This is a genomic window from Hymenobacter puniceus (genome assembly GCF_014333525.1).
Classification (GTDB): domain Bacteria; phylum Bacteroidota; class Bacteroidia; order Cytophagales; family Hymenobacteraceae; genus Hymenobacter.
Genome location: NZ_JACSCX010000003.1, coordinates 89,017 through 114,185, shown reverse-complemented (window position 1 = coordinate 114,185; position 25,169 = coordinate 89,017). Strand labels below are relative to the sequence as shown.

23 protein-coding genes are annotated in these 25,169 nt (G+C 59.6%); 10 read left to right on the top strand and 13 right to left on the bottom strand.

Annotated elements, in window-relative coordinates; genetic code table 11:
• Positions 1–58 precede the first annotated feature (58 nt).
• The 5 genes from H8B14_RS09240 to H8B14_RS21305 all read right to left on the bottom strand — a co-directional run bounded on the left by H8B14_RS09240 (position 59) and on the right by H8B14_RS21305 (position 5,665).
• Positions 59–1,696, bottom strand: coding sequence for an amidase (locus H8B14_RS09240; protein ID WP_187315351.1), 1,638 nt, complete (start codon positions 1,694–1,696; stop codon positions 59–61).
• A 54-nt stretch (positions 1,697–1,750) separates the two neighbouring features.
• Positions 1,751–1,924 carry a DUF2256 domain-containing protein gene (locus H8B14_RS09235; protein WP_222840579.1) on the bottom strand — a complete coding sequence of 58 codons (174 nt, stop codon included), beginning with the start codon at positions 1,922–1,924 and terminating at the stop codon, positions 1,751–1,753.
• A gap of 473 nt (positions 1,925–2,397) precedes the next feature.
• Complete coding sequence (locus H8B14_RS09230; RefSeq protein WP_187315349.1) at positions 2,398–2,946, bottom strand: PAS domain-containing protein; 549 nt, start codon at positions 2,944–2,946, stop codon at positions 2,398–2,400.
• Between the two features lie 12 nt (positions 2,947–2,958).
• On the bottom strand, positions 2,959–3,321 hold the full coding sequence (locus tag H8B14_RS09225) for a hypothetical protein (RefSeq protein WP_187315348.1): 363 nt from the start codon (positions 3,319–3,321) through the stop codon (positions 2,959–2,961).
• Between the two features lie 172 nt (positions 3,322–3,493).
• Positions 3,494–5,665, bottom strand: coding sequence for a DUF748 domain-containing protein (locus H8B14_RS21305; RefSeq protein ID WP_187315347.1), 2,172 nt, complete (start codon positions 5,663–5,665; stop codon positions 3,494–3,496).
• A gap of 279 nt (positions 5,666–5,944) precedes the next feature.
• Here H8B14_RS21305 and H8B14_RS09215 point away from each other — a divergent pair, with 279 nt between their 5' ends.
• From H8B14_RS09215 to H8B14_RS09180, 9 genes are all read left to right on the top strand, one after another.
• Positions 5,945–6,511, top strand: a complete 567-nt coding sequence (locus tag H8B14_RS09215; protein WP_187315346.1) for a 2'-5' RNA ligase family protein — start codon at positions 5,945–5,947, stop codon at positions 6,509–6,511.
• A gap of 234 nt (positions 6,512–6,745) precedes the next feature.
• Positions 6,746–7,210 (top strand): hypothetical protein, encoded by a 465-nt coding sequence (locus H8B14_RS09210; RefSeq protein ID WP_187315345.1) that lies wholly within the window; start codon positions 6,746–6,748, stop codon positions 7,208–7,210.
• A 772-nt stretch (positions 7,211–7,982) separates the two neighbouring features.
• Positions 7,983–8,963, top strand: coding sequence for an aspartate carbamoyltransferase catalytic subunit (locus tag H8B14_RS09205; protein WP_187315344.1), 981 nt, complete (start codon positions 7,983–7,985; stop codon positions 8,961–8,963).
• Between the two features lie 174 nt (positions 8,964–9,137).
• Positions 9,138–10,415 carry a dihydroorotase gene (locus H8B14_RS09200; protein ID WP_187315343.1) on the top strand — a complete coding sequence of 426 codons (1,278 nt, stop codon included), beginning with the start codon at positions 9,138–9,140 and terminating at the stop codon, positions 10,413–10,415.
• Positions 10,416–10,536: 121 nt separating this feature from the next.
• On the top strand, positions 10,537–10,809 hold the full coding sequence (locus H8B14_RS09195) for a hypothetical protein (RefSeq protein ID WP_187315342.1): 273 nt from the start codon (positions 10,537–10,539) through the stop codon (positions 10,807–10,809).
• Between the two features lie 54 nt (positions 10,810–10,863).
• Positions 10,864–11,376, top strand: a complete 513-nt coding sequence (gene purE / locus H8B14_RS09190) for a 5-(carboxyamino)imidazole ribonucleotide mutase (RefSeq protein ID WP_187315341.1) — start codon at positions 10,864–10,866, stop codon at positions 11,374–11,376.
• Between the two features lie 23 nt (positions 11,377–11,399).
• On the top strand, positions 11,400–12,623 hold the full coding sequence (locus H8B14_RS09185) for a 5-(carboxyamino)imidazole ribonucleotide synthase (protein WP_222840578.1): 1,224 nt from the start codon (positions 11,400–11,402) through the stop codon (positions 12,621–12,623).
• Between the two features lie 238 nt (positions 12,624–12,861).
• A complete protein-coding gene (locus H8B14_RS21075) occupies positions 12,862–12,993 on the top strand; it encodes a hypothetical protein (protein WP_261989955.1) in 132 nt (43 codons plus the stop codon).
• Between the two features lie 200 nt (positions 12,994–13,193).
• Entirely contained in the window at positions 13,194–14,384 is a 1,191-nt protein-coding gene (locus tag H8B14_RS09180; protein WP_187315339.1) for a DUF1624 domain-containing protein, read from the top strand.
• 309 nt (positions 14,385–14,693) lie between these two features.
• Here the strand turns inward: H8B14_RS09180 and H8B14_RS09175 are convergent, their stop codons facing one another.
• Positions 14,694–15,023 carry a hypothetical protein gene (locus H8B14_RS09175; protein ID WP_187315338.1) on the bottom strand — a complete coding sequence of 110 codons (330 nt, stop codon included), beginning with the start codon at positions 15,021–15,023 and terminating at the stop codon, positions 14,694–14,696.
• Between the two features lie 256 nt (positions 15,024–15,279).
• Positions 15,280–15,564 carry a hypothetical protein gene (locus tag H8B14_RS21430; RefSeq protein WP_458363599.1) on the bottom strand — a complete coding sequence of 95 codons (285 nt, stop codon included), beginning with the start codon at positions 15,562–15,564 and terminating at the stop codon, positions 15,280–15,282.
• 109 nt (positions 15,565–15,673) lie between these two features.
• Here H8B14_RS21430 and H8B14_RS09165 point away from each other — a divergent pair, with 109 nt between their 5' ends.
• Positions 15,674–16,594: a DUF3667 domain-containing protein gene (locus H8B14_RS09165; RefSeq protein ID WP_187315337.1), complete on the top strand. Its 921-nt coding sequence runs from the start codon at positions 15,674–15,676 to the stop codon at positions 16,592–16,594.
• An 84-nt stretch (positions 16,595–16,678) separates the two neighbouring features.
• Here the strand turns inward: H8B14_RS09165 and H8B14_RS09160 are convergent, their stop codons facing one another.
• From H8B14_RS09160 to H8B14_RS09135, 6 genes are all read right to left on the bottom strand, one after another.
• Positions 16,679–17,650 (bottom strand): deoxyhypusine synthase family protein, encoded by a 972-nt coding sequence (locus tag H8B14_RS09160; RefSeq protein ID WP_187315336.1) that lies wholly within the window; start codon positions 17,648–17,650, stop codon positions 16,679–16,681.
• A 141-nt stretch (positions 17,651–17,791) separates the two neighbouring features.
• On the bottom strand, positions 17,792–18,328 hold the full coding sequence (gene hslV / locus H8B14_RS09155; RefSeq protein ID WP_187315335.1) for an ATP-dependent protease subunit HslV: 537 nt from the start codon (positions 18,326–18,328) through the stop codon (positions 17,792–17,794).
• Positions 18,329–18,504: 176 nt separating this feature from the next.
• Positions 18,505–21,057, bottom strand: coding sequence for a TonB-dependent receptor (locus H8B14_RS09150; RefSeq protein WP_187315334.1), 2,553 nt, complete (start codon positions 21,055–21,057; stop codon positions 18,505–18,507).
• A 215-nt stretch (positions 21,058–21,272) separates the two neighbouring features.
• Positions 21,273–23,075 carry a pyruvate dehydrogenase complex dihydrolipoamide acetyltransferase gene (locus H8B14_RS09145; RefSeq protein WP_187315333.1) on the bottom strand — a complete coding sequence of 601 codons (1,803 nt, stop codon included), beginning with the start codon at positions 23,073–23,075 and terminating at the stop codon, positions 21,273–21,275.
• Positions 23,076–23,311: 236 nt separating this feature from the next.
• The gene (locus H8B14_RS09140) at positions 23,312–24,082 is read right to left on the bottom strand and encodes a 3-keto-disaccharide hydrolase (RefSeq protein ID WP_187315332.1); all 771 of its coding nucleotides are present in this window, start codon (positions 24,080–24,082) and stop codon (positions 23,312–23,314) included.
• A 200-nt stretch (positions 24,083–24,282) separates the two neighbouring features.
• Positions 24,283–25,167, bottom strand: a complete 885-nt coding sequence (locus H8B14_RS09135) for a hydroxypyruvate isomerase family protein (protein ID WP_187315331.1) — start codon at positions 25,165–25,167, stop codon at positions 24,283–24,285.
• Between the last annotated feature and the right edge of the window lie 2 nt (positions 25,168–25,169).

Here is a 25,169-nt window from a genome sequence, read left to right as displayed (position 1 = left end):
GGGTCCCGCTCTAGTACGAGCGGGACCCTTTTTTGTGCGTACTGCCAACGCCAGCCGGCTACCCCACAAACGGCCCCTGAAACTGTGGCGCCACGCGTTTCTTGGTGGCTTGCTCGTAGGCGTAGGCCAGCGTCAGCAGAGGACCTTCCTGGTAGGCGCCCCCCACAAACGACAACCCCACAGGCAGGCCGTTGACCGTGCCCATGGGCACGGTGATGTGCGGGTAGCCGGCCATGGCAGCCGGCGACGACGAGCCGGGGCCGCCGCCGGCGTCGCCGTTGATGAGGTCGATGACGCGGGCCGGGCCGGTGGTGATGCCCACAATGGCGTCGAGCTTCTGGTCGCGCAGGGTGGCATCGAGCAGTTGCCGGGCCCCGAGGTGCGACTTGCGCCGGGCGGCTTGGAACTTGGGGCTGCTCAGGCCCTCCAGCTTCCGCGAGGCTTCCAGAATTTCCTGCTGGAAAAACGGCATGGCCTTCGCCTTGTTCTGGGTGTTGAAGGCAATGACGTCGGCCAGGGTTTTCACCTTGGCATTGGCCGTGGCTAGGTACTTGTTTACGCCGTCCTTGAATTCATACAGCAGCACATCGTACTCGGATTCGCCAAAGGCATCGGCGGGCTTGTCTACCTCCACTTCTACTACCGTGGCGCCCAGCGCCTTGAGCTGCTCTACGGCCTGCTGAAACAGCGGCACCGCCCCGGAAACGCCTTCCAGATGACGCTTTTCTATGCCCAGGCGTTTGCCTTTCAAGCCATCGGCCTGCAGGAATCTGCTGTAGTCGGCCTGCCCTTTGCCGGCGCTTTCCTGCGTAACGGCGTCGGCGGCGTCGGGGCCAGCCAGTGCCCCAAGCAGCAGGGCGGCGTCCTGCACGGTGCGCGCCATGGGGCCAGCGGTGTCCTGGGTGGCGGAAATCGGAATGATGCCCGTGCGGCTCAGCAGTCCCACCGTAGGCTTGATGCCCACCACACCGCAGCACGAAGCCGGCGACACAATGGAACCGTCGGTTTCGGTGCCGATGGCTAGCGCGCAGAGGTTGGCGGCCACGGCAGCACCCGAGCCCGAGCTGGAGCCGCTGGGTGTGCGGTCGAGTATGTAGGGGTTTTTGGTTTGGCCGCCGCGGCTGCTCCAGCCGCTGGTGCTGCGCGTCGAGCGGAAGTTGGCCCACTCGCTCAGGTTGGTTTTGCCCAGCACCACGGCCCCGGCCTCACGCAGCTTGCCGATGATGAAAGCATCCTGAGCGGCTTTGTGGCCAGCCAGCGCCAGCGAGCCGGCCGTGGTCTGCATTTGGTCGCCGGTGTTGATGTTGTCTTTCACCAGCACCGGAATACCGTGCAACGGGCCGCGCATCTTGCCGTTTTTGCGTTCCTGATCGAGCTGATCGGCAATGGTCAGGGCGTCAGGGTTCAACTCAATAACGGAATTGAGCTGCGGGCCGGCTTTGTCGATGGCTTTGATGCGCTTCAGGTACAGCTCGCACAAAGCCCGTGAAGAACGTTGGCCACTTTTCATCTGCTCCTGCAACCCCACCACGGTGGCCTCATGCAGCTCGAATGGCGGCACTGAATCCGGTGCGCCGCCGGCAGCAGCGCCGGATTCGGGCGCCGAGGAAGGCCCCGAGGAACAGGCATCAAGCGTGAAAGTGGAAATAGCCAGGCCGGCCAGTGAGCTGTTGCGCAGGAATATTCTACGGTTCATCGGGTGCTTTTTGTGGGGAAGATAAAGCAGAATTAGGAGCTACCGGCTATTGTGTTATACCGATGCAGCGTGCGGCACTCTGGGCTTGTTGCGCTGGCACTTCTCGCCGCAATACTTCACCTCGTCCCAGCTGTTGCGCCATTTCTTGCGATACTCGAAGGGGCGGCCGCAGGTGAGGCAGATTTTGGTGGGCAGGTTGCCTTTAACGAGCTTTTGTGGGACTGGCATGATAAACGGCATCAGGTGGCGTAATGCCCAAACACTACCCTGGCCTGATTGGTTATGACCGCGGCCTTGCGGGAGGTTGGCACAGTCTCATTTGCGCCACACTACCACAGGCATTGATTTGCGCGCAGCCACTGGCTTGCTGCTTCAGGACACCACAGTGCTGCAAGTAGCGACTGACAGATAAAGTAAGACGTAGCCTCCCAGCTCCAGCTGATGCTGGAGCTGGGAGGCTACGCTCGAATGTATGGTTGCCACACTGCCCTAGCACCCTACTACCGTTGCCCGCCGCACTCGTGCCAACAGCTACATGCTCTCAGCCAGCTTTGGCAAAATTGCTACGGAATCTTCCGGCATCGGCAGTTACGATTGGCAAGGTTGGTTTTTAAGCTTTACGTTCCTCCGTTGGTTGTGTATATAAGAAAGGGGCGAATCCTACGGTAGGATTCGCCCCTTTCTTATACGGTTAGGCGGTGTTAAAGCGCTTGGCCAGAAGCTACCTGACGGCGCAGTTCCTGCACTTCGCGCTCCAGCTCTAAGGTTCGGAAAGTCACTTTCACTTCGAGGTCGGAGTAGGCACGCTCCAGGTCCTGCTCCCGCTTGCGAAGGGCAAACTCGGTTTCCTTCTGGTCCTGAATATCGGTACAGGTGCCAAACCACTGCTTGATGCGGCCCTGCTCGTCGAACTGCGGACGGGCCTGGCCCAGAAACCAACGGTAGCTGCCGTCCTTGGACTTGAAGCGGTACTCGATTTCGTAGAAGTCGCCAGTGGCCAGCGAGTGACCCCACACTTGGCGGGCACGGGCCTGGTCGTCGGGGTGCAGCAGGTTGTTCCACATATCAGGGCCTACGCTGTCGGCCAGAGTGTAGCCCGTAAAGTCAATCCAGCGCTGGTTGAAATAGATGTGGAACCCAGTGGGGTCAGTAAACCACACCAGCTGCGGAATAAAATCGGCAAGAAACCGCATTTGCTCGTTGGTCTGTTGCCGGAGCTGTTCTTCAGAGAAAATAGATTCAGGGTTCATGCAGCAGAAGGCTTAGCAAGGGCGAGCAAGCTGAATTTCCATGCCCGACTGAAAGTAGAGGTTTAGTTGGCTTTGCAGGCCATCGGTGGAGCGGCGCAGACGCGTAATCAGCGCACGGGTTTCTTCCCGCAGCAGGTGCAGTTCCAGGTACGGGCGGTTCAGCAGCGAGTCCCGTTCCATGGTCCATTGCCCGGAATCCTGCAACTGCGGCGACTGCACCTGCATGGTGCCAGGCTGAAGGGTAAACCGTGTAGCCAGTGCCAGAGAACTGTCCGGAGCATTGCGGTTGAGTACCCGATCGGCCACGCACCAGTCGCCCGTCAGATATTCTTCGGGTATCTGCTGCAGGTTTACGTCGAATAAAATGTCGGTCATAAAGCAAAAAATAGGAGCAGACAGAAAACAGCAGCCTGTACTTACGAAAAAATAAGTGCGTGGTACTGTCTTCTGCCAAGCAACAAATTTAGGAAAGAGTTCAATCATTACGGTTGAGCTTACTTGCCTGTCAGGGATTTTTACGCGAAAGTTTTCTTTGGCCGCCGCACGTTTACTCGCTTTCACTAAGCCGCTTGGCTAGTGGCGCAGGCACACCGGCACTGTTGAGCAGGCCACTTACCAACCCCTGGCGCCACAGCGAAAACACCGAAAATCGCAGCTCCCGCCCAGAAGTCATGCGGCCTGTGTGCAGGCCCTGGCCCGGCCGGCGCGGATTGTTGTCGCGCAGAAACAAACCGTTTACCAAGGTGGTCCCCACGCGTCGTAGCGCGTCGCGCTTGCCCTGGCGGTTCAGTAGGTCCAGCTTAAGATCGGTGTACGCTGCCCACATGGTTCCTCGCGCCTGCTGGCGGTTTAGCTGCATCCGGAACCGGATGGCACCGATGTTGCCGCTCCGAAACCGCAGGCCGCGCGTAGGCTCCACCATGGAGTTGAGTATGGCCAATGGGGCGGCTCCAAACGAGCCCTCTAATATGTGCTTGCCTTGCTTATCGAGCAGGTTAGCGCGTAGCTTAACACGGGCAAAGCTGCGGCCCTGCACCAAGCCGGCAGCAGTGCCGGTGAGCGGCTGAGCGGCACTCATGCGGCGTGGGTCGTTGCTGATGTTGCGAAGCGTGGCTTGCAGTTGCCGGATGGCCAGTACGCCGGGCGTAGCGCTGCGTGGAGAGCGGTAGCTCATTCGCACGTCGGCGTGCTGAAGCCGAAGCTGGCGCACATCTACCCGTATGGGCAGCATACCGATGCGCTCCGGCGTAACGATGGAGTGGTTGGGATTGATGGGCATTCGGCCGTCGCTGGCCGTGAGTACCTGCACCCGGCCCAGCTCAATAGTAGCAGCCAGCAAACTGCCGTGGCGTGCCAGCGCAAACAGGTCCAGCCCCTGCGCTGCCATCCGGGTTAGCCGCACCGTTACGTGCGCCGTCTGGTGGCCCTTGCGGCGCGCCATAGCCCGGACCGACATCGTAGGCGCTATAGCAACGTTGGTGAGGACGAGCTGGCGGGTACGTGTATCAGCTTGCAGGCCACCAAACGTGCTACGGTAGTAGGGCGCCCCCACATCCAGGCGCCCGCCCCCGGCGCGCAGCTGCCAGGCCCGGGCATAATACAAATACTGCGGAGCACCGTACGTGGCAGCTACTGGCCGAACATCAGTGCCCACAAGTGTAACAGCACGCAGTTCCGGGCGGCTTTCTGCCCCCAGCACCCGTAACCGTCCGTTGGTCAGGCGTAGCTGCTTCACATGAACAGCCTTGAAATAAGGAGCCAGCAGCTGGTGCGGAGGCGGAGGTGCTACGGCGGGCAGCGTCATGGCCAGCTGGGGCGCGGTGAGCAGCAACGAATCGGCCTGGAACCGGCCACGAGCTAGGTTTGCAGCGGCCAGTCCCACCAGCCGCAGCCGCGGAAGCCACAGCGCCAAGCGGGCAGCGGGCGTGCGGCGGCCGCTAATGGCACGCACGGGCAGCACGCGCACCGAATCCAGCTGCAGCTGCCGGCTCGCAGAGGCGAAATACAGTTGCCTTATGCGCACCACGTGGCCTGGTGCCCGCGCCAGCACCCCCTGCGCCGCCGCCGTGATACTGCGGGCATACCCTATACGAAAAGTATCGGCGGCACCGGCTGCCGTAAGCGCTACATCAGATGCCCGCAACGAAACGCGGCTGACCTGCCCCACAGCATGCTGCACAGTGCCGTAGCGCACTTGCGCCTGGCGCAAAACTACCGCCCCTAAACGAACCCCGGGCAACGCCAATGGCAGCTGCTGGTGAAGCGGCCGGCTTGGCCCAGCGCTGGTTGGCAGCTGGGCCAGCCGCAGTTGCACGGAATCAAGCACTACACTATCAATGGGCACCACCTGCCGCCGGGCCAGCGCCAGCAGGCCGATACCCGACGCGCGCATTTCCGGTACAGCAAGGCGCACCTCCGGCAGCTTGGCCGTGTCAGGGTTTGGTGTGCGCAGAGTACGCAAGTGCACCTGCCGGACCGTGAGCGAGCGGGCCCACAGGTGGGTTTCCAGCTCACCGATGCGCAACTCATAGCGGCCATTACTGGCAGTGCGCACCTGCTTTTCCAGGGTGTGGCGCAGCCAGGAGTCAAGCCCAAACACGATAGCAGCAACGGCCAGCAAAACCAGCAGCGCGGCGGTAGCACCAAGCCACCACCAGCCCCGCATTCGGCGGGGCGTACTGGTTGGGGTGGCAGCAGAGTGGGTGGCAGGATGCGTCACGAGCGGTTACGTGCTGGAGCAGATTGCTTCAGTGGTTAAGGAGCGTAGGAAACCGGGGTACTGCCGGCTAGGTTTAGCACACTCCTGCAATTCTTTACTGCCTAGCTCTGCGCTTACGACAAAGACGCCAGTCCGGACGAGGCAGTACAGCTGATTGCTGATTTTTGCCTGCCCGCTGCTGCTTCCGGCCGGCACCGGCAACCATCCGGCGCCAAGTGAGTAACAGAAAGCCGGCCGGCGGCCACATTCCACGCTCATTGCTCTACTCGTTATCAACTGATGCTTGCCATAACATCTGTGCTGAACCCGCAAAACGCGGAACGGATCAACCGCATTATCAAAAGCCTGGAAACCGAATTTGGGCTTGATGATGTGCAGGCCACGCCTGATCCGCATTTCACCTACCAATTGGCCGGCGTGCGCAAGCTGTCGGCGCTAAACCAGGTACTGCGTGAGGTGGCCCGCAACACGGTGCCGTTTCCGGCCCACACCACCGGGCTGGGGCTGTTTCCGGGTCCCAATCCAGTGATTTATATTCCGGTGCTACGCTCCGATGCGCTCAATCGGCTGCACCAGCGCATTATTCAGGCCACCCGGCCACTCTGCTTGCGCACCGACAAGTTCAGTGGGCCCGACTGCTGGCTGCCGCACATTTCGCTGGCCCTGCACGATACCACGCCCGAACTACTGGGCCCGGTGCTGCAATACCTCAACCAGCAAACCTTTAACCTTAAGCTCGCCATCAACAACATCACCATTATGCGTCAGGAAGGCGAACTGTTCCTGCCGGAAAAAACCTTTCATTTTGAGGGCCACAAACAGGACGCTGCTCCTCAGCTTTTTTAAGCTCCTCCGGCTTGTACCTTGGCTGTCATCAACTGGCTTCGTACCGCTGCTGCTGTATACTTGGTGCAGGCCGCGCGGTATTGCTGGCGCATATAGCAGTTGATGGGCGCTTTCGTTGATCCACTAACTCCACGGCTAAACATCTGACCAGCCATAAAATCCACCTGAGCCAGCACATCCGGTTGAATCCGTGAGTAGCTTTGCCAGCACCAATTCACCTACTGACCTTTTCCTATGTACCAAATCGTACTGCTTTTGCACTCCTGGAGCCGTTGGCTCGTGCTTATTTTCGGGCTGATTGCCATCTTCCGTGCTTTCGGAGGCTGGCAGGGCCGCAAGCCTTTTGCAGGAGCCGACAACGGTATGGGTGCCGCTTTTGTGGGCTCTATGCACCTACAGCTGCTGCTGGGCTTGATTTTGTATTTCGGGTTGAGCCCTTTCGGCATGAAGGCTTTTGAAACGGCTGGTGGCGCCGTCATGAAAGATCCTACCGGCCGCTTCTGGGCCGTAGAACATCTGGTGGGTATGCTGCTGGCCGTAGTAGCGGCGCAGGTAGGGCGTACCCTGTCCAAGAAAGCCACCGATCCGGTGCTGAAGCACAAGAAGGCATTTATCTGGTTTACCGTTGCATTGCTGCTGGTACTGCTCATGATTCCGTGGGGCATCTGGAACCCGGCCCGTCCGCTGTTTCATATGTAGCACAACGGCTTCTGCCAACCGAAAGCCCGCGTATCCGACGATGCGCGGGCTTTCGGTTAGTAGGGGCCACACGTTCTGCATTCGGCTCAGTCTGCAGGCAATGCCCTTCCCAGGTCTTCAGGCGTTGCGCATTCCCCTAGCCGGCGGCATCAGAGCATGGGTAGGCAGCCTTTCACTGATATTATCGGGCCTACCTAAATGGCCGCGTGCGGTACTACCGCTCGGCCTATTGCTTTGCTGAGGTATACAGCGCGGGCCGCAATGCTGTTGTTGTGCGGGCGCTACCGTACAGTATCTGCTCCATACATGCGTACGAAAGTCCAGCCCGGGAAAAACACCACATTTTTGGGTTCTACAACAACTAGCTTGCTAGGCAGAAAATAGAAGGCAAGAAAACCGGAGAGAAAAAAATTACCATCAACGATGTGTTGCCGGGCGCAACAATGCCGTAGTTTTGCAATATGCTTCAACCCAAAAACCTGTTGATGAAGCGTGGAACCCTGCTCGGCAAGGAACCGCGAGTGGACCGCAAGGTCTTCGCTGCTATCGGTTCTCCCGGTTTTGCCTCTGGTTCCAGTATTTCTGTTGTTTTTTCTGGGTGTTGCCCCGCTACCGTTTCGGATTCCGAAACGGTTTTTTTATGTCCGTCGAGTTCGGCTGCCGCCCCGCAGCCAACTTATACTTCATAGCAAATGCAGTGTAAGAGCATCGACAACAGATAGTCTTACACGCCCCTTACACTCACTACGCATTTACTTTCACCAACTCCGGTATGGCACGTAAAGACCTGCTCGACATTGCCTCCCTCCACCGTGAGGAAATCGAGTTCCTGCTCGACCAATCCACTTCTTTTAAAAAACTGTTCACCCATTCGGTGAAGAAAATCCCCGCCCTGGAGGGCAAGTCCGTGCTCATGCTGTTCTATGAGGCCAGCACCCGGACGCATTCCTCCTTCGAGGTTGCCGCCAAACGACTGTCGGCAGAGGTCACGAATTTCGACGTCGCCCACTCCTCCATCACTAAGGGCGAGTCGGTGCGCGAGACTATCGAGACGCTCCAGGCCATGCGCACCGACTACATCGTCGTCCGTCACGGCCACCCCGGCCTACCCGGCATGATTGCCCGCCAAACCACGGCGTCGGTCATCAACGCCGGCGACGGAGCACATGAGCACCCCACCCAGGCCCTGCTGGACGCCTTCACTATCAAGGAAAAATTTCCCGACCCCCGGGGCAAAAGAGTCCTCATCATCGGGGATATCCTTCACTCCCGCGTTGCGCGCTCTACCAGTACGCTGCTGCAAAAGCTAGGTATTGAGGTGGCTTACCTGGGTCCGGGTTCCCTGGTGCCCAAGTATGTGCCGGCAACCATCCCCCGCTTTACCGACTATGAGGCGGCTATGGCCTGGGCGCCCGATGTGGTGTACCTTCTCCGCGTGCAGATGGAGCGCCAGGACGTGCAGTTTTTCCCCAGCGTCCGGGAATATCACCGGGTGTATGGCATCACCACCGCGCGGCTGGCCGAAATCCGCGACCGGGGCCTCTACATCATGCACCCTGGCCCTGTAAACCGGGGAGTTGAGTTGTGTGACGCCGTGATGGACTATGAGCGGAGCCTGATAACCAACCAGGTCGAAAACGGAATATCCGTTCGGATGGCCGTGCTCGACTGGCTCACGCCGGGCGGTGAGTTCCCGCGGCAGGAAGCGTATGCCGCACCGCAGCTAGCCAGCTCACCGGTGGCTACGCCCTAAAGGCCCATCTGAATAGGTGGCCCTGCTGAGCTTGCCGAAGCGTTTCTGCCGCTAACCAATCAATTACAGGACAACGAAGTGGTAGAGATGCTTCGGCAAGCTCAGCAGGACGTTGATTTTTGACAAGTAGAATATCTCCTCCCCCTTTTGCCAATTCACCGCACTCCTCCCTCCATGCTTCTCCTTCAAAACACCCGTATCGCCACCGAAAATTCACCTGTACTGCTCGAAGGCGACGTCCTGATGGTCGAAGGAATCATTCAGAAAATCGGTAAAGGCCTGGCGGTTCCCGAGGGCGCCCGCGTCATCGATGCGCGTGGGCGCGTGCTGATGCCGGCCATGTTTGATGCCCACGTCCATTTCCGCGCCCCCGGGTTTGAAAACAAGGAAACCATCACCACGGGCAGCGAAGCGGCCATTAATGGCGGCGTTACGGGCGTGGTGATGATGCCCAACACCCGCCCGGCTCTCGACTCGGCAACGGCCGTGGATACCGTACTGGAAAATGCCCGGCACCGTTCCCGCATTCCGGTGTACACCTCCGGCTGCGTGACCAAAAACCGTGAGGGCAAGGAGCTGGCGGAAATCGAGGGTATGCGTGAGCTCGGAGTAAAAATGCTCACCGATGACGGGGATACCACCAGCGACCCGGCGGTACTGCTGCGGGCCATGCAGTACGCCACCGAGTTTGGGATGTTTTTCGCCAGCCACTGCGAGGTACCGGAACTGGCCGGGCCTCGCGCCCTGAATGAGGGCGTGATGAGCTACCGGCTCGGCATCAAAGGCTCGCCGGCCTGCGCAGAGGAAATTATCATCGACCGGGACATCCGCCTGGCCCGGGCGGCGGGTGCGCATGTGCATATCCAGCACGTATCCAGCAAGCTCGGCATGGAAACCATCCGCTGGTGGAAATCACGCGGCGACGTGAAGGTGACGGCGGAAGTGGCCCCGCACCATCTGCTGTTCACCGATGAGCACATCGGCGACTACGACACGAACTACAAGATGAACCCGCCGCTGCGGACCCAGGCAGATTGTGATGCGCTGCTGGAAGGGCTCAAAGAAGGCGTGTTCGACCTTATTGCCACCGACCACGCGCCGCACACGCCGTTTGAAAAAGCCCAGGATTTCATTAGCGCGCCCAACGGTATTACTGGTCTGGAAACGGCGCTGGTGTCGCTTTACCACTTCTTCGTGCAGCCCGAAAAATTTGGGTGGGACTTAGTAGTGAAGCGCTACTCGGCGGAGCCCCGCCGCCTGATGGGTCTGCCAGTTCCTACCGTTGAAGTCGGCCAGCCCGCCGAGTGTGTCTTGTTCGATACCGCAGCGGAAACGACCTTCACGCAGGAATTCATGAAATCCAAATCCCAGAACACGCCCTTCATCAACCAAACACTGAAAGGCCGTGTAGACCTTGTGATTCTGGGCACGGAAATCCTGCTGGAGCGCTAGCCGCTCGTTACGCTTACCCAGATAATAGTCGTCCGTCATGCTGAGCTTGCCGAAGCATCTCTACTGCTTCGTTGAGTTCTGTTTCACTTAGCTCTGGTGCACCTTTAAAATCACTGCCTAGATGCGCCACTCAGATTTACCTGAACGTTGGAAAATCAAGCGACGACATTACCTAACTGCGAAAGGAAGTAACTATACAACGCTCAATGCTTCTAACAGCCCGGTTGAGAGTGTGATGCGCATTGAGTTCGAAGACGACTCAAAAGTTGAATTCAGATATGCGTTTGCCATTGAAGCACCGGAATTCAAGGGAATAGCCGTCTTCACTGAGCACTGTGGCTACCATCTGTTCCAATTGCACGAAGGGATGAGCATAATCACAGAGAAGCGGTAGAGATGCTTCGACTTCGCTGCGCTCAGCATGACCGCCTTTTTCAATTTCTTTCCCATGAGTACACCTTCCTCCCCCAATCCCTCCCAGCCACTGATCGGCGTGGTGATGGGTTCCAGCAGCGACTGGGACACCATGCAGCACGCTGTGCAGATTCTTACGGACTTTGGCGTGGCCCATGAAGCGCGCGTAGTGTCGGCTCACCGCATGCCCGACGACCTGTTTGCCTACGCCGAACAGGCCGGCCCGCGTGGCTTGCAGGCTATCATTGCCGGGGCGGGTGGGGCCGCCCACCTGCCGGGCATGCTTGCCGCCAAAACCACAGTGCCCGTGCTGGGAGTACCGGTGGCCAGCCGCCATTTACAGGGAGTGGATTCGCTGCACAGCATTGTGCAGATGCCCAAAGGAATACCCGTTGCTACGTTTGCCATTGGCACGGCCGGGGCGGCTAATGCCGCCCTGTTCGCCGTCAGCCTGCTGGCCCTGCACAACCCCGAGCTGGCAACCAAGCTGCAGGCGTTTCGCGCCGCACAAACCGAGGCCGCCCGCGCCATGACGCTGCCCCTATGAGTATCAATAGTCACGTTGCAGCCATGCCCCCCGTTTTTCCGGGCAGTGTGGACGCCGCAGGCCAGCGGGCCACGCTAGGCGTAGTGGGGGGCGGCCAGCTGGGCCGCATGTTTGTGCATGCTGCCCAGCGCCTGGGCTACTTCACTGCCGTGCTGGAGCCCGACGCGCAAAGCCCGGCCGGGCTGGTGAGTCACCACCACATCCAGACTGGCTACGACGACCCGAACGGGCTGGCGCAACTAACCCAGTTGTGTCAGGCCATTACCACTGAGTTTGAAAACGTGCCGGCCCAGGCCCTGCACACGCTCGCGCAGTCCCGCCCCGTAGCGCCGGGCGCGGCCGTGGTGGGCATTGCCCAAAACCGTATCGAGGAAAAAGCCCACTTCGCAGCCTGCGCTGACCTATCGGGGGTGAACTGCGCGCCCTATGCGGTGCTTGAAACACCAGCCCAGCTGCAAGCCGTGCAGGACGAGCGGCCGGATTTGCTGCCTGGTATCCTGAAAACTGCCCGCATGGGCTATGATGGTAAGGGCCAGGTGCGCGTCAAAACGACCAGTGAACTGGCCGCCGCCTGGGCGGAACTAGGAGGCGTGGCCTGCGTGCTGGAAAAGATGCTGCCGCTCACCGCCGAGTGTTCGGTGCTAGTGGCGCGCGGCTGGGATGGGCAGGTCGTCAGCTTCGCCCCGCAGCGCAATGTGCACGTCGAGGGCATTCTGGCCGTAACCCACGCCTACGAAGGAAACATGCCGCCCGCCCTGGCACACAGGGCCCGTGAGGCGGCCGTTTCTATTGCGCAGCATCTGGGCTACGTTGGGGTGCTGTGCGTCGAGTTTTTTGTGGTGGAAGACGGCAGTGAGCATGGTGGTCTGGTGGTCAATGAAATGGCACCGCGCCCGCACAACAGCGGCCACTACACGATAGATGCCTGTGACGCGTCGCAGTTTGACCTGCAGGTGCATGCTATGGCGGGCTTGCCTTTGCCGCAGCCGCGTCAGCATTCATCGGCTATTATGCTTAATCTACTAGGTGACGTGTGGTTTGACGCCGCTGGCCAGCTGCAGGAGCCGAACTGGCACGCCGTACTCAGCCTGCCCGGTACGCACCTGCACCTGTACGGCAAAGCGCAAGCACGCTTAGGACGCAAGATGGGCCACCTTACCATCACCGGCCCAGACGTTGCGAGCGTTAAAACCGTAGCGCGTCGCGCTGCTGATTTGCTTGGTCTGCCGGGGCTGGATGCCATCTAGGTGTCATCATCTGCTCGTTTGTTTAGGCCGCAATACTTAGCCTGGGGCAAAGATCCGGTCTGCTCAGGCTACCCATCTACCAACTAACGACAGTGAGCTGCTCTGCTGATAGCTTCTGTGCGCCCGATGCAAAGTTTATCGGGCTGTATATCCTTCCCTGCACCTATTCTACAGCTTACTAGAATCACGCTAGTGGAGCGAACATTGGTACGCGTGTATATTGCTCGGCACCTCTGGAATGATGCTGCTTACTTTCAGCAGGGAGGTGTTGTGGGTAATAAGCAACAACAGAGTCTGTGTGCCGTCGCGCACGGCCCTGCCCTACCGGGCCGATGCCTGCGCCAACAATTACGCCCTGCAGAAAGCATAGGCTAACTGAGGCCCGGATGCAGCATTAGCCTCTAACAGGAAGCCAGCTTACAGTACCGTACTTTGAATCGGCCTATGGACTTACACGGCCTATCGGTAAAGTGGCATACTCCTGCAAATCCATTATAACCCCTTCTGTGTCAATGGAAGTGCCGACCGGAATTATTTCTATCAACCCCGTGGCTGAACTGTCCTACCCTGATGTCAGACTCTGCTCTTATTACAACTGCATCCGTACCGAATCGTGCAGCCACGCCCCGCGTACGGGCCCTCGATGTGATACGGGGCTTGGTGATGGTGATTATGGCTTTAGACCATACCCGCGACTTCTGGGGCGCTACCCTCCTGCGGCCCGAAGATGTTGCCCATGCCCCGGCCCTTTTGTTTCTGACACGCTGGGTTACTCACATCTGCGCGCCCACCTTTGTGCTGCTATCAGGCTGCAGCGTGTACCTGTACGCGCAAAAGCGGCACAATAGGGCTGCCGTCAGCCGCTTCCTGCTTGCCCGGGGGCTGTGGCTGATTGTAGTGGAGGTGACAGTACTCACCTTCGTGCTTTCCTGGAGCTATAGTTTAACGCTGCTATTGGTTATCTGGGCTATTGGGACGGGCTTTGCGTTGCTGGCTGGCCTGCTTTGGCTGCCCCGCTGGCTGTTGATAGCACTGACATTTGTTGTTCTGGCTGGCCACAACCTGGTGCCTAATCTGGCTCCCGTGACGGCCGCCAACGCCGGGTGGGCCCTGCTGCACAACGGGCCGTTTGTGCTGCCAGTGCTGGGACAGCCGGTGCTGGTTGCCTATTCGGTGGGGCCCTGGCTGGGAGTGCTGCTGGCCGGCTACCTGCTTGGACCGTGGTTCCAGCTACCGCTGCCGCTGCGAAACAGGCGCTTACGCTGGGCTGGAGTTGGGCTGCTAGGCATATTCTGCATGTTGCGGGCCACCAATTGGTACGGGGACCCTACGCCCTGGAGTGTGCAGCCGCAAGGGCTGCTGCACACGTGGCTGTCATTTGTCAACGTAACCAAATCCCCGCCGTCGCTGCTTTTTGTATGCCTAACGCTGGGCGTGGCTCTTTTGCTGCTCAGCCAGGCCGAAAAAGCCACTTCCCGGCTGAGTGACATACTGCGCACTTTCGGCCAGGTTCCGTTTTTCTACTATCTGCTGCACTTCACCCTGCTTAGCAGTGCGGCCTGGATATGGACAACGCTGGAGTTTGACCGAGCCGTGAACCTGGCGTTTGCACCGGCCAGCGCTTGGCCTCCCGCCTACTCTCCCAGTTTGGCGCGAACCTATCTGGTGTGGGCCGTGGTGGTAGTGGCCATGTATGGGCCGTGCCGCTGGTACCAACGCTTCAAGCAAACCCATACGCACTGGTGGCTGTCGTACCTGTAAACCGCAACCATTAGTATCGAGCGTGTGAACTCGCAGATGCAACAGCAGTAAATGTAAGTGCTTTCCCCAGCTTTTTTTCATGCGCCAGCCTGAACAGTAGGAGCGTGTAGCAGCAGGCATTTCTGGCAGGTGTATTGCTCCGTTCAGCAGACAGCCGCTTGGAATAAGTCGGGAGTGCATGGCCTTATTCCTGTGCTTTATTCCATACCACAATCCGCCTCCCTACGCTATGGCAAGAGTTTTACTGAGTATACTGATGCTGTCAGGGCTGAGCCAATTTGCCTGGGGCCCGCGTGAATACCACACCAGCTACGGGTTCATGAGCAGAAACAGCAGGTTGTGATACAGAATACCCTGCTCGCCGTCGTGAATACCATCGAGGCCGGCATCTTCCAGAAGCTCTTCCACCTCCTCATAGTCCTGCAGAAAGTCGATTTCCGGCTCTGGCTCATCGGGTGTCTGCGTATGTACCAGGTAGCGGCGCTTGGGTTCCAGCGTGATGAACAGCTTGCGAAAACGCGTCTGGGCTACCAGAAGAGCTTCGTAAGAGGCTACTTCGTCTTCATCCAGATGAATAAAGACAGTGGTCTTTTCGCTTTCCGGGGTGTGAAGAAGAAAGCTGGCAAGGTCGATGCTCATAAGTGGCGCTAGGATGGAATATGGCGAAGGTAGGCGTTGTACAACGCAGAACAGCACCCCAGCCAGCCTGGCGGGTCTTTCCGGGAGCGGACTGTTTAACAGAAACCGGCATCTACCCTACCCGGCCACCTCAACTATACTTTCCTTCTACTGCCTACATAGCTGAAATTCCTTCCCGCCATACTAGGCAATACCGACGTTGCTTGCTGCTTTAAACTACAAACCGAATACAGCCTGTGGCTGGCCGATGATGAAGCTATGAAAAGCGAGGCTGGCTCAAGACGTGTTTATTTTCATCAACAAACAATTCATCCTGGTGGACAAGCAGGGTTTCACGGGCAGAAGAATCGTTTATTTGTCTATTGCCTGAAGAAGCATATCCCGCTTCGGTATCGAAACGGCCGGCCATCTGGACTTGGATGCGGAGCTGAAAATCTGGGTTTCCAGCGAAACCCAACCCAGCGTGATGCGCAAGTTCAACAAGCAGGTCAATATCTATGATTTGTAGAAAGTACTGGCCCAGCACGTGCTGTTCTAACACACGCAGACGCTGCCAACACATCCAGAAAGCCCGCCGCTGCACGTCAGCGGCGGGCTTTTTATTTAACTATCTACTATTATTAATCCTTCAATCCTCCGCTCTCCACACTATGTCCTCCGTCTCCCTGCCTTCTGCACCTGTTACGCCTCATTCCCTTCCTTCAGAGGCCGGGCACCCCGCCGCGCATACGTGCCTGAACTGCGGCCATCCCGTGCCCGACCGATACTGCGGGCACTGCGGGCAGGACGCGCACCACACCCACCGTCTTACCCTGCGCGACATGCCCCACGACGTGCTGCACAGCATCTGGCACATCGACAAGGGCATTCTGTACACGTTGCGCACCATGATCCGACGGCCCGGCCCTACTATCCGGGAGTATCTGGCGGGCAAGCGCGTCGACCATTTCCGGCCCTTGTCGCTGCTGTTTTTCATTACCGGCCTCTACGCCCTGCTTTTCTCGGCGCTGCACATCAACATGCTGCCCCCCCGCGACCCGGCCATGCCGGAGGCCGTGTATCAGGTGCAGGTATCGTTCAGCACGTTTTTTATGAAATACCTGACCTGGTGCTACCTGGCCACGGTACCGGCCTGGGCGCTGGCGGCCCGCTTGTTTCTGCGGCGCGGCGGCTTCAACTATGCCGAGTGCCTCATCATTGCCTCGTTCATCACGGCCATCAACAACTTTATCACCCTGCTGCTGCTGCCCGTCTCGTACGCTTACAGCGGCACGCCCCAGATTCAGACATTCAGTCTGTATGCAATGGTGCTGGTAATTGGGTATGCCTCGTGGGCCTACGGTGACCTGCTGACCCATACCACCCTCGGCTGGCTAAGCCGCCTCTGGCGCGGCTTCCTGACCTTTATGGTGGGCTACCTCCTGCTCATTGTAGTGGGTATAGTGGCAGTGTTTACCCTGAACTGGTCCAGCATCAAAGAATCGGTGAAGCAGCAGCCCAAAGCCAAGCAGGAGCAGCAGCGCCGCGCCGCCGGAGCCCGGCCGCCCCAGGCTGGCCTGCATCCGCAGTAGCAGCTGATGCTTTCTGAGTGAACACGCAAAAAAGCCCGCCGCTGAACGTCAGCGGCGGGCTTTTCTGTACGGTTACTCAGCAATCTACTGGCCCAGCACCATGGCAAACACCAGCGGCGCTACAATGGTAGCATCCGACTCGATAATGAACTTGGGCGTGTCTTGGCCCAACTTGCCCCAGGTGATTTTCTCGTTCGGCACGGCGCCGGAGTAGCTGCCGTAGCTGGTGGTGGAATCGGAAATCTGGCAGAAGTAGCCCCACAGCGGCACCGAGGTGCGGCCCAGGTCCTGGTGCAGCATGGGCACCACGCAGATGGGGAAGTCGCCGGCAATGCCGCCGCCAATCTGGAAGAAGCCTACTTTGCTGGCCTCGGTGGCCTGCTGGGTGTACCAGTCGGCCAAGTAAATCATGTACTCGATGCCCGTGCGCACGGTGTGTACGTTCTTGATGTCGCCGCTGATAACGTGGCCCGCGAAGATGTTGCCCAGCGTGCTGTCTTCCCAGCCGGGGCAGATGATGGGCAGGTTTTTCTCGGCGGCGGCCAACATCCAAGAGTCCTTAGGGTCAATCTGGTAGTACTGCTCTAGCTCGCCCGACTTCAGGATCTGGTAGAAGAACTCGTGGGGGAAGTACTGCTCCCCGGCCTTATCGGCCTTTTCCCAGAACTTCAGCACTGAGTGCTCGAGGCGGCGCATGGCTTCTTCCTCCGGAATACAGGTGTCCGTCACGCGGTTCATGTGGCGCTCCAGCAGGGCCTGCTCGTCGGCGGGGGTCAGGTCGCGGTAGTTAGGCACCCGCTCGTAGAAGTCGTGGGCCACCAGGTTGAAGATGTCCTCCTCCAGGTTGGCACCGGTGCAGCTGATGATCTGGACTTTGTCCTGGCGAATCAACTCGGCCAGCTGGATGCCCATTTCGGCGGTGCTCATGGCGCCGGCTAGGGTTATCATCATCTTGCCGCCCTCGGCCAGGTGCTTGTTGTAGCCTTCGGCGGCATCAATCAGGGCAGCGGCGTTGAAGTGGCGGTAGTGGTGCTTGAGGAAATTGGTGATTTGCATGTTAGTGCTTGGTGCTTTGTGCTTAGGGCTTAGGGGTGTTTGTCCCGGCAACCTGAGCGGTACGAAAAAAATCAACTGGGTGGGGCTTAGCTGCTCGCCGCCTACTGCCTAAGCACTAAGCACCAAGCAATAAGCACTACCCTATACCGGCTCCTCAATCATGAGGTTGTGGTTGGTGTAGATGCAGATGTCGGCGGCAATGTGCAGGGCTTCCTCCACCATCTGGCGGGCCGTGAGGTGGGGCGCGTGTTTCTTGAGGGCCAGCGCGGCAGCCTGGGCAAACATAGCGCCCGAGCCGATGGCGGCCACATCGGAATCAGGCTCCAGCACGTCGCCAGAGCCGGCAATGATGAGCAGCTCGTCCCGGTCGCAGACCACCATCATGGCTTCCAGCTTGCGCAGGTACTGGTCTTTGCGCCACTCCTTGGCCAGCTCGATGGCGGCGCGGCGCAGCTGCCCGCCGTAGTTGCCAAGCTTCTCCTCAAACTTATCGAGCAGCAGAAACGCATCGGCGGTGGAGCCGGCAAAGCCGGTTACCACTTTGCCTTCGTGGAGCTTGCGCACCTTGCGCACGTTGCTCTTGGCTACGTGCTTGTCCATGGTGGCCTGGCCATCGGCCCCGAGGGCCACTTGGCCGTTGTGGCGCACGCCCAGCACGGTTGTAGAACGGATTTTCATGTCAGTTGCGAATTATAAGTTGCCGTCTTTCGCTAGTTAGGGAACAGAAAAAAGGGTGTCATCCTGACGAAGGAAGGACCTTACCGCACAGAACCGGTAACGCATAAGCGCCTCGTTCTGCCGTGATAAGGTCCTTCCTTCGTCAGGATGACAGGTAGCGTTTGCCTGACCTTCTATTAGAATCGGGCCTGCAATTTAGCAAAGTAAAACCGCCCATTCGAACCCATCTGCACCGGGTCCCAGGCGCCGCCGGTTTCCGTGAGTTGCGGATCGAACAGCGTGGGGTAGCGGTTGAACAGGTTGGTGCTGCCCACCGAGAGCTGCAAATGGTCGGTGAGGGCATAGCTAAAGGTTAGGTCCGTCGTGACGCGGGCGTCGTAGTTCATGTCGTTGCCATCGAAATCCACGAGCCGCACTTTGTCGAAGCGCACAAAGCGCAGCAGCGTGCTGAAGCGCCCCAGCTGGTAGTCGAAAGTGAGGTTGATTTTGGACGGCGGCGCCGAGGCTTTTACAAAGGCCTGCTCGCGGGGCCCGAAGAAGTCGTCTTCGCGGCCCGCCAGGCGGCCGGTGGTTTGCACCCGGTCAATCTTCAGGTTGTTGAAGTTGGCAGCCAGCGTGGAGTTGAGGCGGCCGGTGCCCAGCGTAGCGGTGTGGTTCAGCACCACATCCAGGCCAATGGAACGCGTGTCGGCGGCATTGGCGAAGAACTGCGCCTGGTCTACGTTCAGCGCCACCAGATCGGGCCCGATAACCGGGTCGTCGGACGAGAACTGGCTGGTGAGTACCACCCGGTCTTTTACCTTGATGTAATAGCCATCCACGGTCAAGCTCAGCGACGAGCCCAGGCGGCTGGTGAGGCCCACGTTGGCGCTGTTGGAGGTTTCCTGCTTGAGGGCCGGCACACCCAGCTTCTGGGTTACGGCGCTGTTGTTGCGGGCCAGCAGCACTTCCACCGGGTCGCCGTTGATGAAATTGGTGAAGGTGGAGTTGAAGTTGATCTGAGCAAGCGAAGGCGCCCGGAAGCCGGTGCTGTAGGTGCCGCGCAAGGTCAGAAACTCAGTGAGGTTGTAGCGCGTCGAAACCTTATAGTTAAGCGTGCTGCCGAAATCGGTGTAGTTCTCGTAGCGCAAGGCAGCGGCCAGCAGCCATTGCTGCGTCACGCTCAGCTCGGCGTCTACGTAGGCGCCCACATTGTCGCGGTCAGCCTTGATGGCGTCGCCGGGCTGGTAGCCAGGGAAGCCCTGCGAGCCACCCGACTTGGTGGGGTCGTAGTTGCGGTAGGATGCTTCCTCGCCGGCAAACAGCGAGTACCATTCGCGCCGGAACTCAGCCCCGGCGGCCACGTTCAGGCCCTGCAGCACGGTTTTGTAGTTGCGCGTGAGGCCCAGGCTCACCACGTCCTGCTGCAGCTGGAAGCCGCCCGCGTTGAAGCTGGTGGGCGAGGCCGCACCCAGCGAGGCGTTCAGCGTGTTGCGCAGCCCGTACTCGAAACGGTTGGAGCCGAAGTTATTGCTCAGATCCAGCTCCCACTCGCCCAGCTTGGTACGTACCCCGGCCACCGCCGACACGTCCACGATGTCGCTGGTGATGATGGGGTCGAAGCCGTTGGGGTAGATGGATGGTACGTTGCGGTCATCGTCGGCGAACCGGGTCCAGGCGTAGGCGTCGCCTTTGCGCTTATTGGCGCCCCCGAACACGTAGATGTGGCTGCGGTCCGACAGCGCAAATTTCGAGTTCAGATACGCCGAGAGGTTGGACACTTTGGGGTCGCCGTACTCGCGGCGGGCCAGTGAACTGGAATTGGGCACCGGCACGTTGGCGCGCTGGGTGTGCTGGCGCTGGTTGAAGTCAACGGTGGCATTCACAAAGCTGCCCTGCTCGCCTAAGCCCACGCCGTAGTTCACGTTGGCGTTGAAGTTGCCGCCGTCGAATTTCTCGTTGTCGCGGCGGTATTTGGCGTCGTAGGCGCCGTAGTTGGCGCTGGCCGTCAGCTCATTCACGGAGCTTTTCAGCACGATATTAATCACGCCGGCAATGGCGTCGGAGCCGTACTGGGCTGCCGCGCCGTCGCGCAGAATCTCAATCCGCTCGATGCTGGCCGCCGGAATGACGTTCAGGTCGGTGCCGGTGTTGCCGCGCCCGCGCGAGCCAAACAGGTTCACCAGCGCCGACTGGTGCTGGCGCTTGCCGTTCACGAGCACCAGCGTCTGGTCGGGGCCGAGGCCGCGCAAAGAGGCCGGATCGACGTGGTCGGCGCCGTCGGAGCCGGTCTGGCGGTTGGAATTGAAGGAAGGCGCCACAAACTGCAGCAGCTGATTCACGTCGAGCTGGCCGGTTTTGGTGGTCACTTCGCGCAGGTCGATAATATCTACAGGTGAAGGCGAATCCGTAACGGAGCGGTTCTGGCTGCGCGAGCCTACTACCTGCACCGCGCCCAGGCTGGTGGAGGCGTCGGCCAGCTTCACGCTTACGGAGCTGCTTCCCGCCACTTCCTGCGTGGTGTAGCCAATCGAGCTAATCACCAGCCGTGGGTTGGCCGCCCGCGACGACAACGAGAAACGGCCGGCATTGTCGGTGGCAGTGCCGTTGTTGGTACCTTTTTCTACTACCGTGGCGCCAATAACGGGCCGGCCAGCCGCATCGAGCACCTGTCCTGAGAGGGTTTGCGCCTGACCGTAAGCGGTGAGGCTGGCCGCACTTAATGCGGCCACTAGTAGTTGTTGCTTCATATCTGCGTCTGCCTTGTGTATAGTTCAACATTCAGGTGCTGCAGGCGCAACACCTCTGGCAGTAAGTATAGAGGATTTATAATAAAACCCTTCTGTTGCAGGGTTGTCCGCTTGCCTGTTCTGCGCCTTTCGTCTATTGGTCGGGCTTCTGCTGTGCAACAAAAAAGCCAGCCCGGTCGGGCTGGCTTTTTTGTTGCACAATCAGCTTACGCAACTCAGATAAGCATGCGCATTGGGTCTTCGAGCAGGGCTTTGAGCGTCTGCAGGAAGGCGGCGCCGGTGGCGCCATCCACCACGCGGTGGTCGCAGCTGAGTGTCACCTTCATGATGTTGCCGATGGCCAGCTGGCCATCTTTCACCACAGCGGTTTGCTTGATGCCACCCACGGCCAGAATGCAGGCGTCGGGCGGGTTGATGATGGCCGTGAATTCGTCGATGCCGAACATGCCTAGGTTGGAGATGGTGAAGGTGCTTCCCTCCCACTCGGCCGGCTGCAGCTTCTTGCTCTTGGCTTTGCCAGCCAGCTCCTTTACCTCAGTGGCAATGGTGGAGAGGCCCTTGCCGTCGGCGTTGCGCACTACCGGTACCAGCAGGCCTTCATCCACGGCTACAGCTACCCCGATGTTCACTACCTTGTTCTGGCGAATCTTGTCGCCGAGCCACGAGGAGTTGACAGCCGGATGCTGCTTGAGGGCAACAGCGGCAGCCTTGATAACCAGGTCGTTGAAGCTAAGCTTCACCGGCGAGAGTGTGTTGAGCTGGGTGCGTACCTCCATGGCCCGGTCCATCAGGATTTCCATGGTCAGGTAGAAGTGCGGCGCCGTGAACAGGCTCTCGGAGAGGCGGCGGGCAATTACCTTGCGCATCTGCGACACGGGTGTGTCGGTGTAGGTGCCGTCGGCGGGCTGAGCAGCTTGGGCCGGAGCAGCTTCTGCTTTGGGGGCTTCGGCCTTGGGTGCTTCTGTAGTAGCCGGGGCAGCTGCCGGGGCTGGCGCAGCGGCGGCAGGCTGCGCTGCCGGAGCAGCGGCAGGCTGGGCATTCTCCAGGTCGCGCGACACAATGCGGCCGTTTTCGCCGGAACCTTTTACACCGTTCAGGTCGATGCCTTTTTCGCGGGCAATGCTTTTAGCCAGCGGCGACGCCAGAATGCGGGTGCCAGCCGGGGCCGGTGCTACCGACGTAACAGCAGCGGCGGGCGCAGCGGCCGCCGGAGCAGCCGGCGTTGGGGCCGGAGTTGCTGCTGGAGCAGGTGCCGCGGCGGCAGGAGCTGACTCAGGTGCGGGTGCCGCTTCGGCCGGAGCTGCGCTACCGCCGCTCTGGCCGCCCAGCAGAGCCTGCACGTCAGCACCTTCTTCGCCGATAATGGCCAGAATGCCGTCTACCGCTACCGATTCGCCGTCTTTCGGGCCAACGTAGAGCAGCGTGCCGTCTTCGTAGTTTTCCAGCTCCATGGTCGCCTTGTCGGTTTCCACTTCGGCCAGCACGTCGCCGGACTTCACTTTATCACCTACTTTTTTGAGCCAGGAGGCAATGGTGCCTTCGGTCATCGTGTCGCTCATCTTGGGCATCCGGATGACGGTAGCTTTCTTGCCGTTGCCAGCCGGAGCAGCGGCCGGCGCCGGAGCAGCTGGGGCTTCAGCTTTAGGGGCTTCCGGAGCGGGAGCCGCGGCAGGAGCTGGCGCAGCCTCGGCGGCCGGAGCAGCTTCGGGAGCAGGAGCCGCCTCGGTCGGGGCTGGCGCTGCCGGGGCAGCACCGCCCAGCAGGGCAGAAATATCTTCGCCTTCTTTCCCAACAATGGCCAGCAACCCGTCAACGGGTACCGACTCGCCCGCCTGCGGGCCGATGTGGAGCAGCGTGCCGTCTTCGTAGTTTTCCAGCTCCATCGTGGCCTTGTCGGTTTCGACCTCCGCCAGAATGTCCCCGGATTTCACCTTATCGCCTACTTTTTTGAGCCACGAGGCAATGACCCCTTCGGTCATCGTGTCGCTCATTTTGGGCATTTTTATGATTTCGGCCATCTGCGTCTACTGTTGAATTGAATGGGGTCAAAATTAGCCCGAAAATCCGGGGGTGCAAACGAAAGTCTCGGCTAAGCGCACGCCTGCCAGGAGCGAATTTTCGCCTGCAGCCATGCCTTACGTCTATCCGCGGTTCATTGCCCGCGACTATGCAGCCGGTACTTCCTTACCTGATGCCTAGCAGCCCAAGCGTTAATGTGGTTCCCCTCCGCTCCCATTCTTCCGGCACCAGCCTGCTACAACTCCCGCACCCAGATATTGCGGAAGCTGATGGGCTCACTTGGGTCGCCGTGCGACTGTAGCTTGATAGGTGACGGGCCGTGCGCCTGATAGCTGGGCGGCCCGATGTATACAGTGGCGCCTTTCAGCTCGGTGTTGTTTTGCACCAGCACGCCGTTGAAGAGCACCGTCACGCGGGCGGGCGTCATCAGCGCGCCATCGGCCTTGAAAGTTGGCGCGGTCCACATTACGTCGTACGACTGCCACTCGCCGGGCTTCTGGGTGGGGTTGGCCAGCGGAATAAACTGCTTGTAGATGCTGCCGGCCATACCGTTTACGTAGGTCTGGTTCTGATACGAATCCAGAATCTGCAGCTCGTAACCTAGGTCGCCTTTGCCCAGTGAGGCCAGAAACAGGCCGCTGTTGCCGCGCACTTGGCCCGTACCAGCAATGGTGGCTGGCACCCGCCACTCCAAGTGCAGCTGGTAGTTGGTGAATTTCTGCTTGGTTTCGATGTTGCCCGTTTTCTTATCTACGGTCAGCAACCCATCGGCTACCTTCCAGCCAGCGGGCTTGGTGCGGTCCTCTACCGATACCCATTGGGCCAGGTCGCGGCCATTGAACAGCACCACCGCATCGGAAGGCGGCGCGGTAAACACGCCGGTGGCCGTCACCACTTTCGGCACCGGTTTCCAGACTTCGGTGTCCTCGGGTTTGCCTTTTTGCGGAGTCTGGGCCACGGCCGAACAGCTGATGAGAGTGGGGAGAAGCAGAAAAGCCAGTTTCATGGGAGAGAAATGAAGGGCGGAAAATAGGGAAGTCTGTAACCTAGAACGTTGCGCGGACGCTGGCCGAAGCATCCTTACTGCTTCGCAGAACGATTCACTAGCTCAGGGTTTAAACCCTGGGCTAGGGAGCGGTAGCCATTCCAAGCGCCAGCGCGCACAATTCCTCGGCAAGCTCAGAATGGCTTTCTGGTTGACTCGCGCTACACATCACACAACTGCACAGCCTGCCGCAGGGAAGCTAATCCGTCGGCCTGGCGGGGCATGAACTCCTGAGCCACGTAGCCTTTGAAACCGGTGGCCAAGATAGCGCGCATGATGGCCGGATAGTTCAACTCCTGCGTGTCGTCGAGCTCGTGGCGGCCGGGTACGCCGGCGGTGTGGTAGTGGGCAATATAGCGGTGGTTGTCGGTGAGGGTGCGAATGACGTCGCCCTCGTCGATCTGCATGTGGTAGATGTCGTAGAGCAGCTTGAAGTGCTCGGAGCCCAGCCGCTTGGCCAGCTGCACGCCCCAGGCCGTCCGGTCGCACTGGTAGTCGGGGTGGTCGATTTTGCTGTTGAGCAGCTCCATCACCAGCACCACGTTGTGCTTGGCGGCTAGTGGCAGTAGCGGCTGCAAGCCGGCCACGCAGTTCGTCCACCCCTGCTCGTCCGACATGCCTCGGCGGCTGCCGCTGAAACAGATGAGGTTGGTGTAGCCGGCCTGCGCCACCCGCGGAATCATTTCGGCGTAGCGCTGCCGAAGCTGGGCGTGAAACCGGGGGTCGTTGAAGCCGTCGGTGAGGTTGATTTCGGCGCCGTTGCACATCGGCGAGTCGAGGCCATACTTTTTGAGCGTCGGCCAATCGGCGGGCCCAACCAAGTCAATACCTTTCAGGCCCATGGCTTTGGCGGCCGCGCACAACTCATCGAGTGGCATTTTGCCGAAGCACCAGCGGCACACCGACTGTTTCAGGTTGTTCTTCAGTTGTCCCGAACCGGGTTGCTTGTTTTCCGCAGCACACGCCGCCGAAACGCCTAACGTGCTGACGGCTGCCGTGCCGGTCACCAAGCCTTTTAGCGCCGCCCGCCGATTCCAGGTAGCCATGG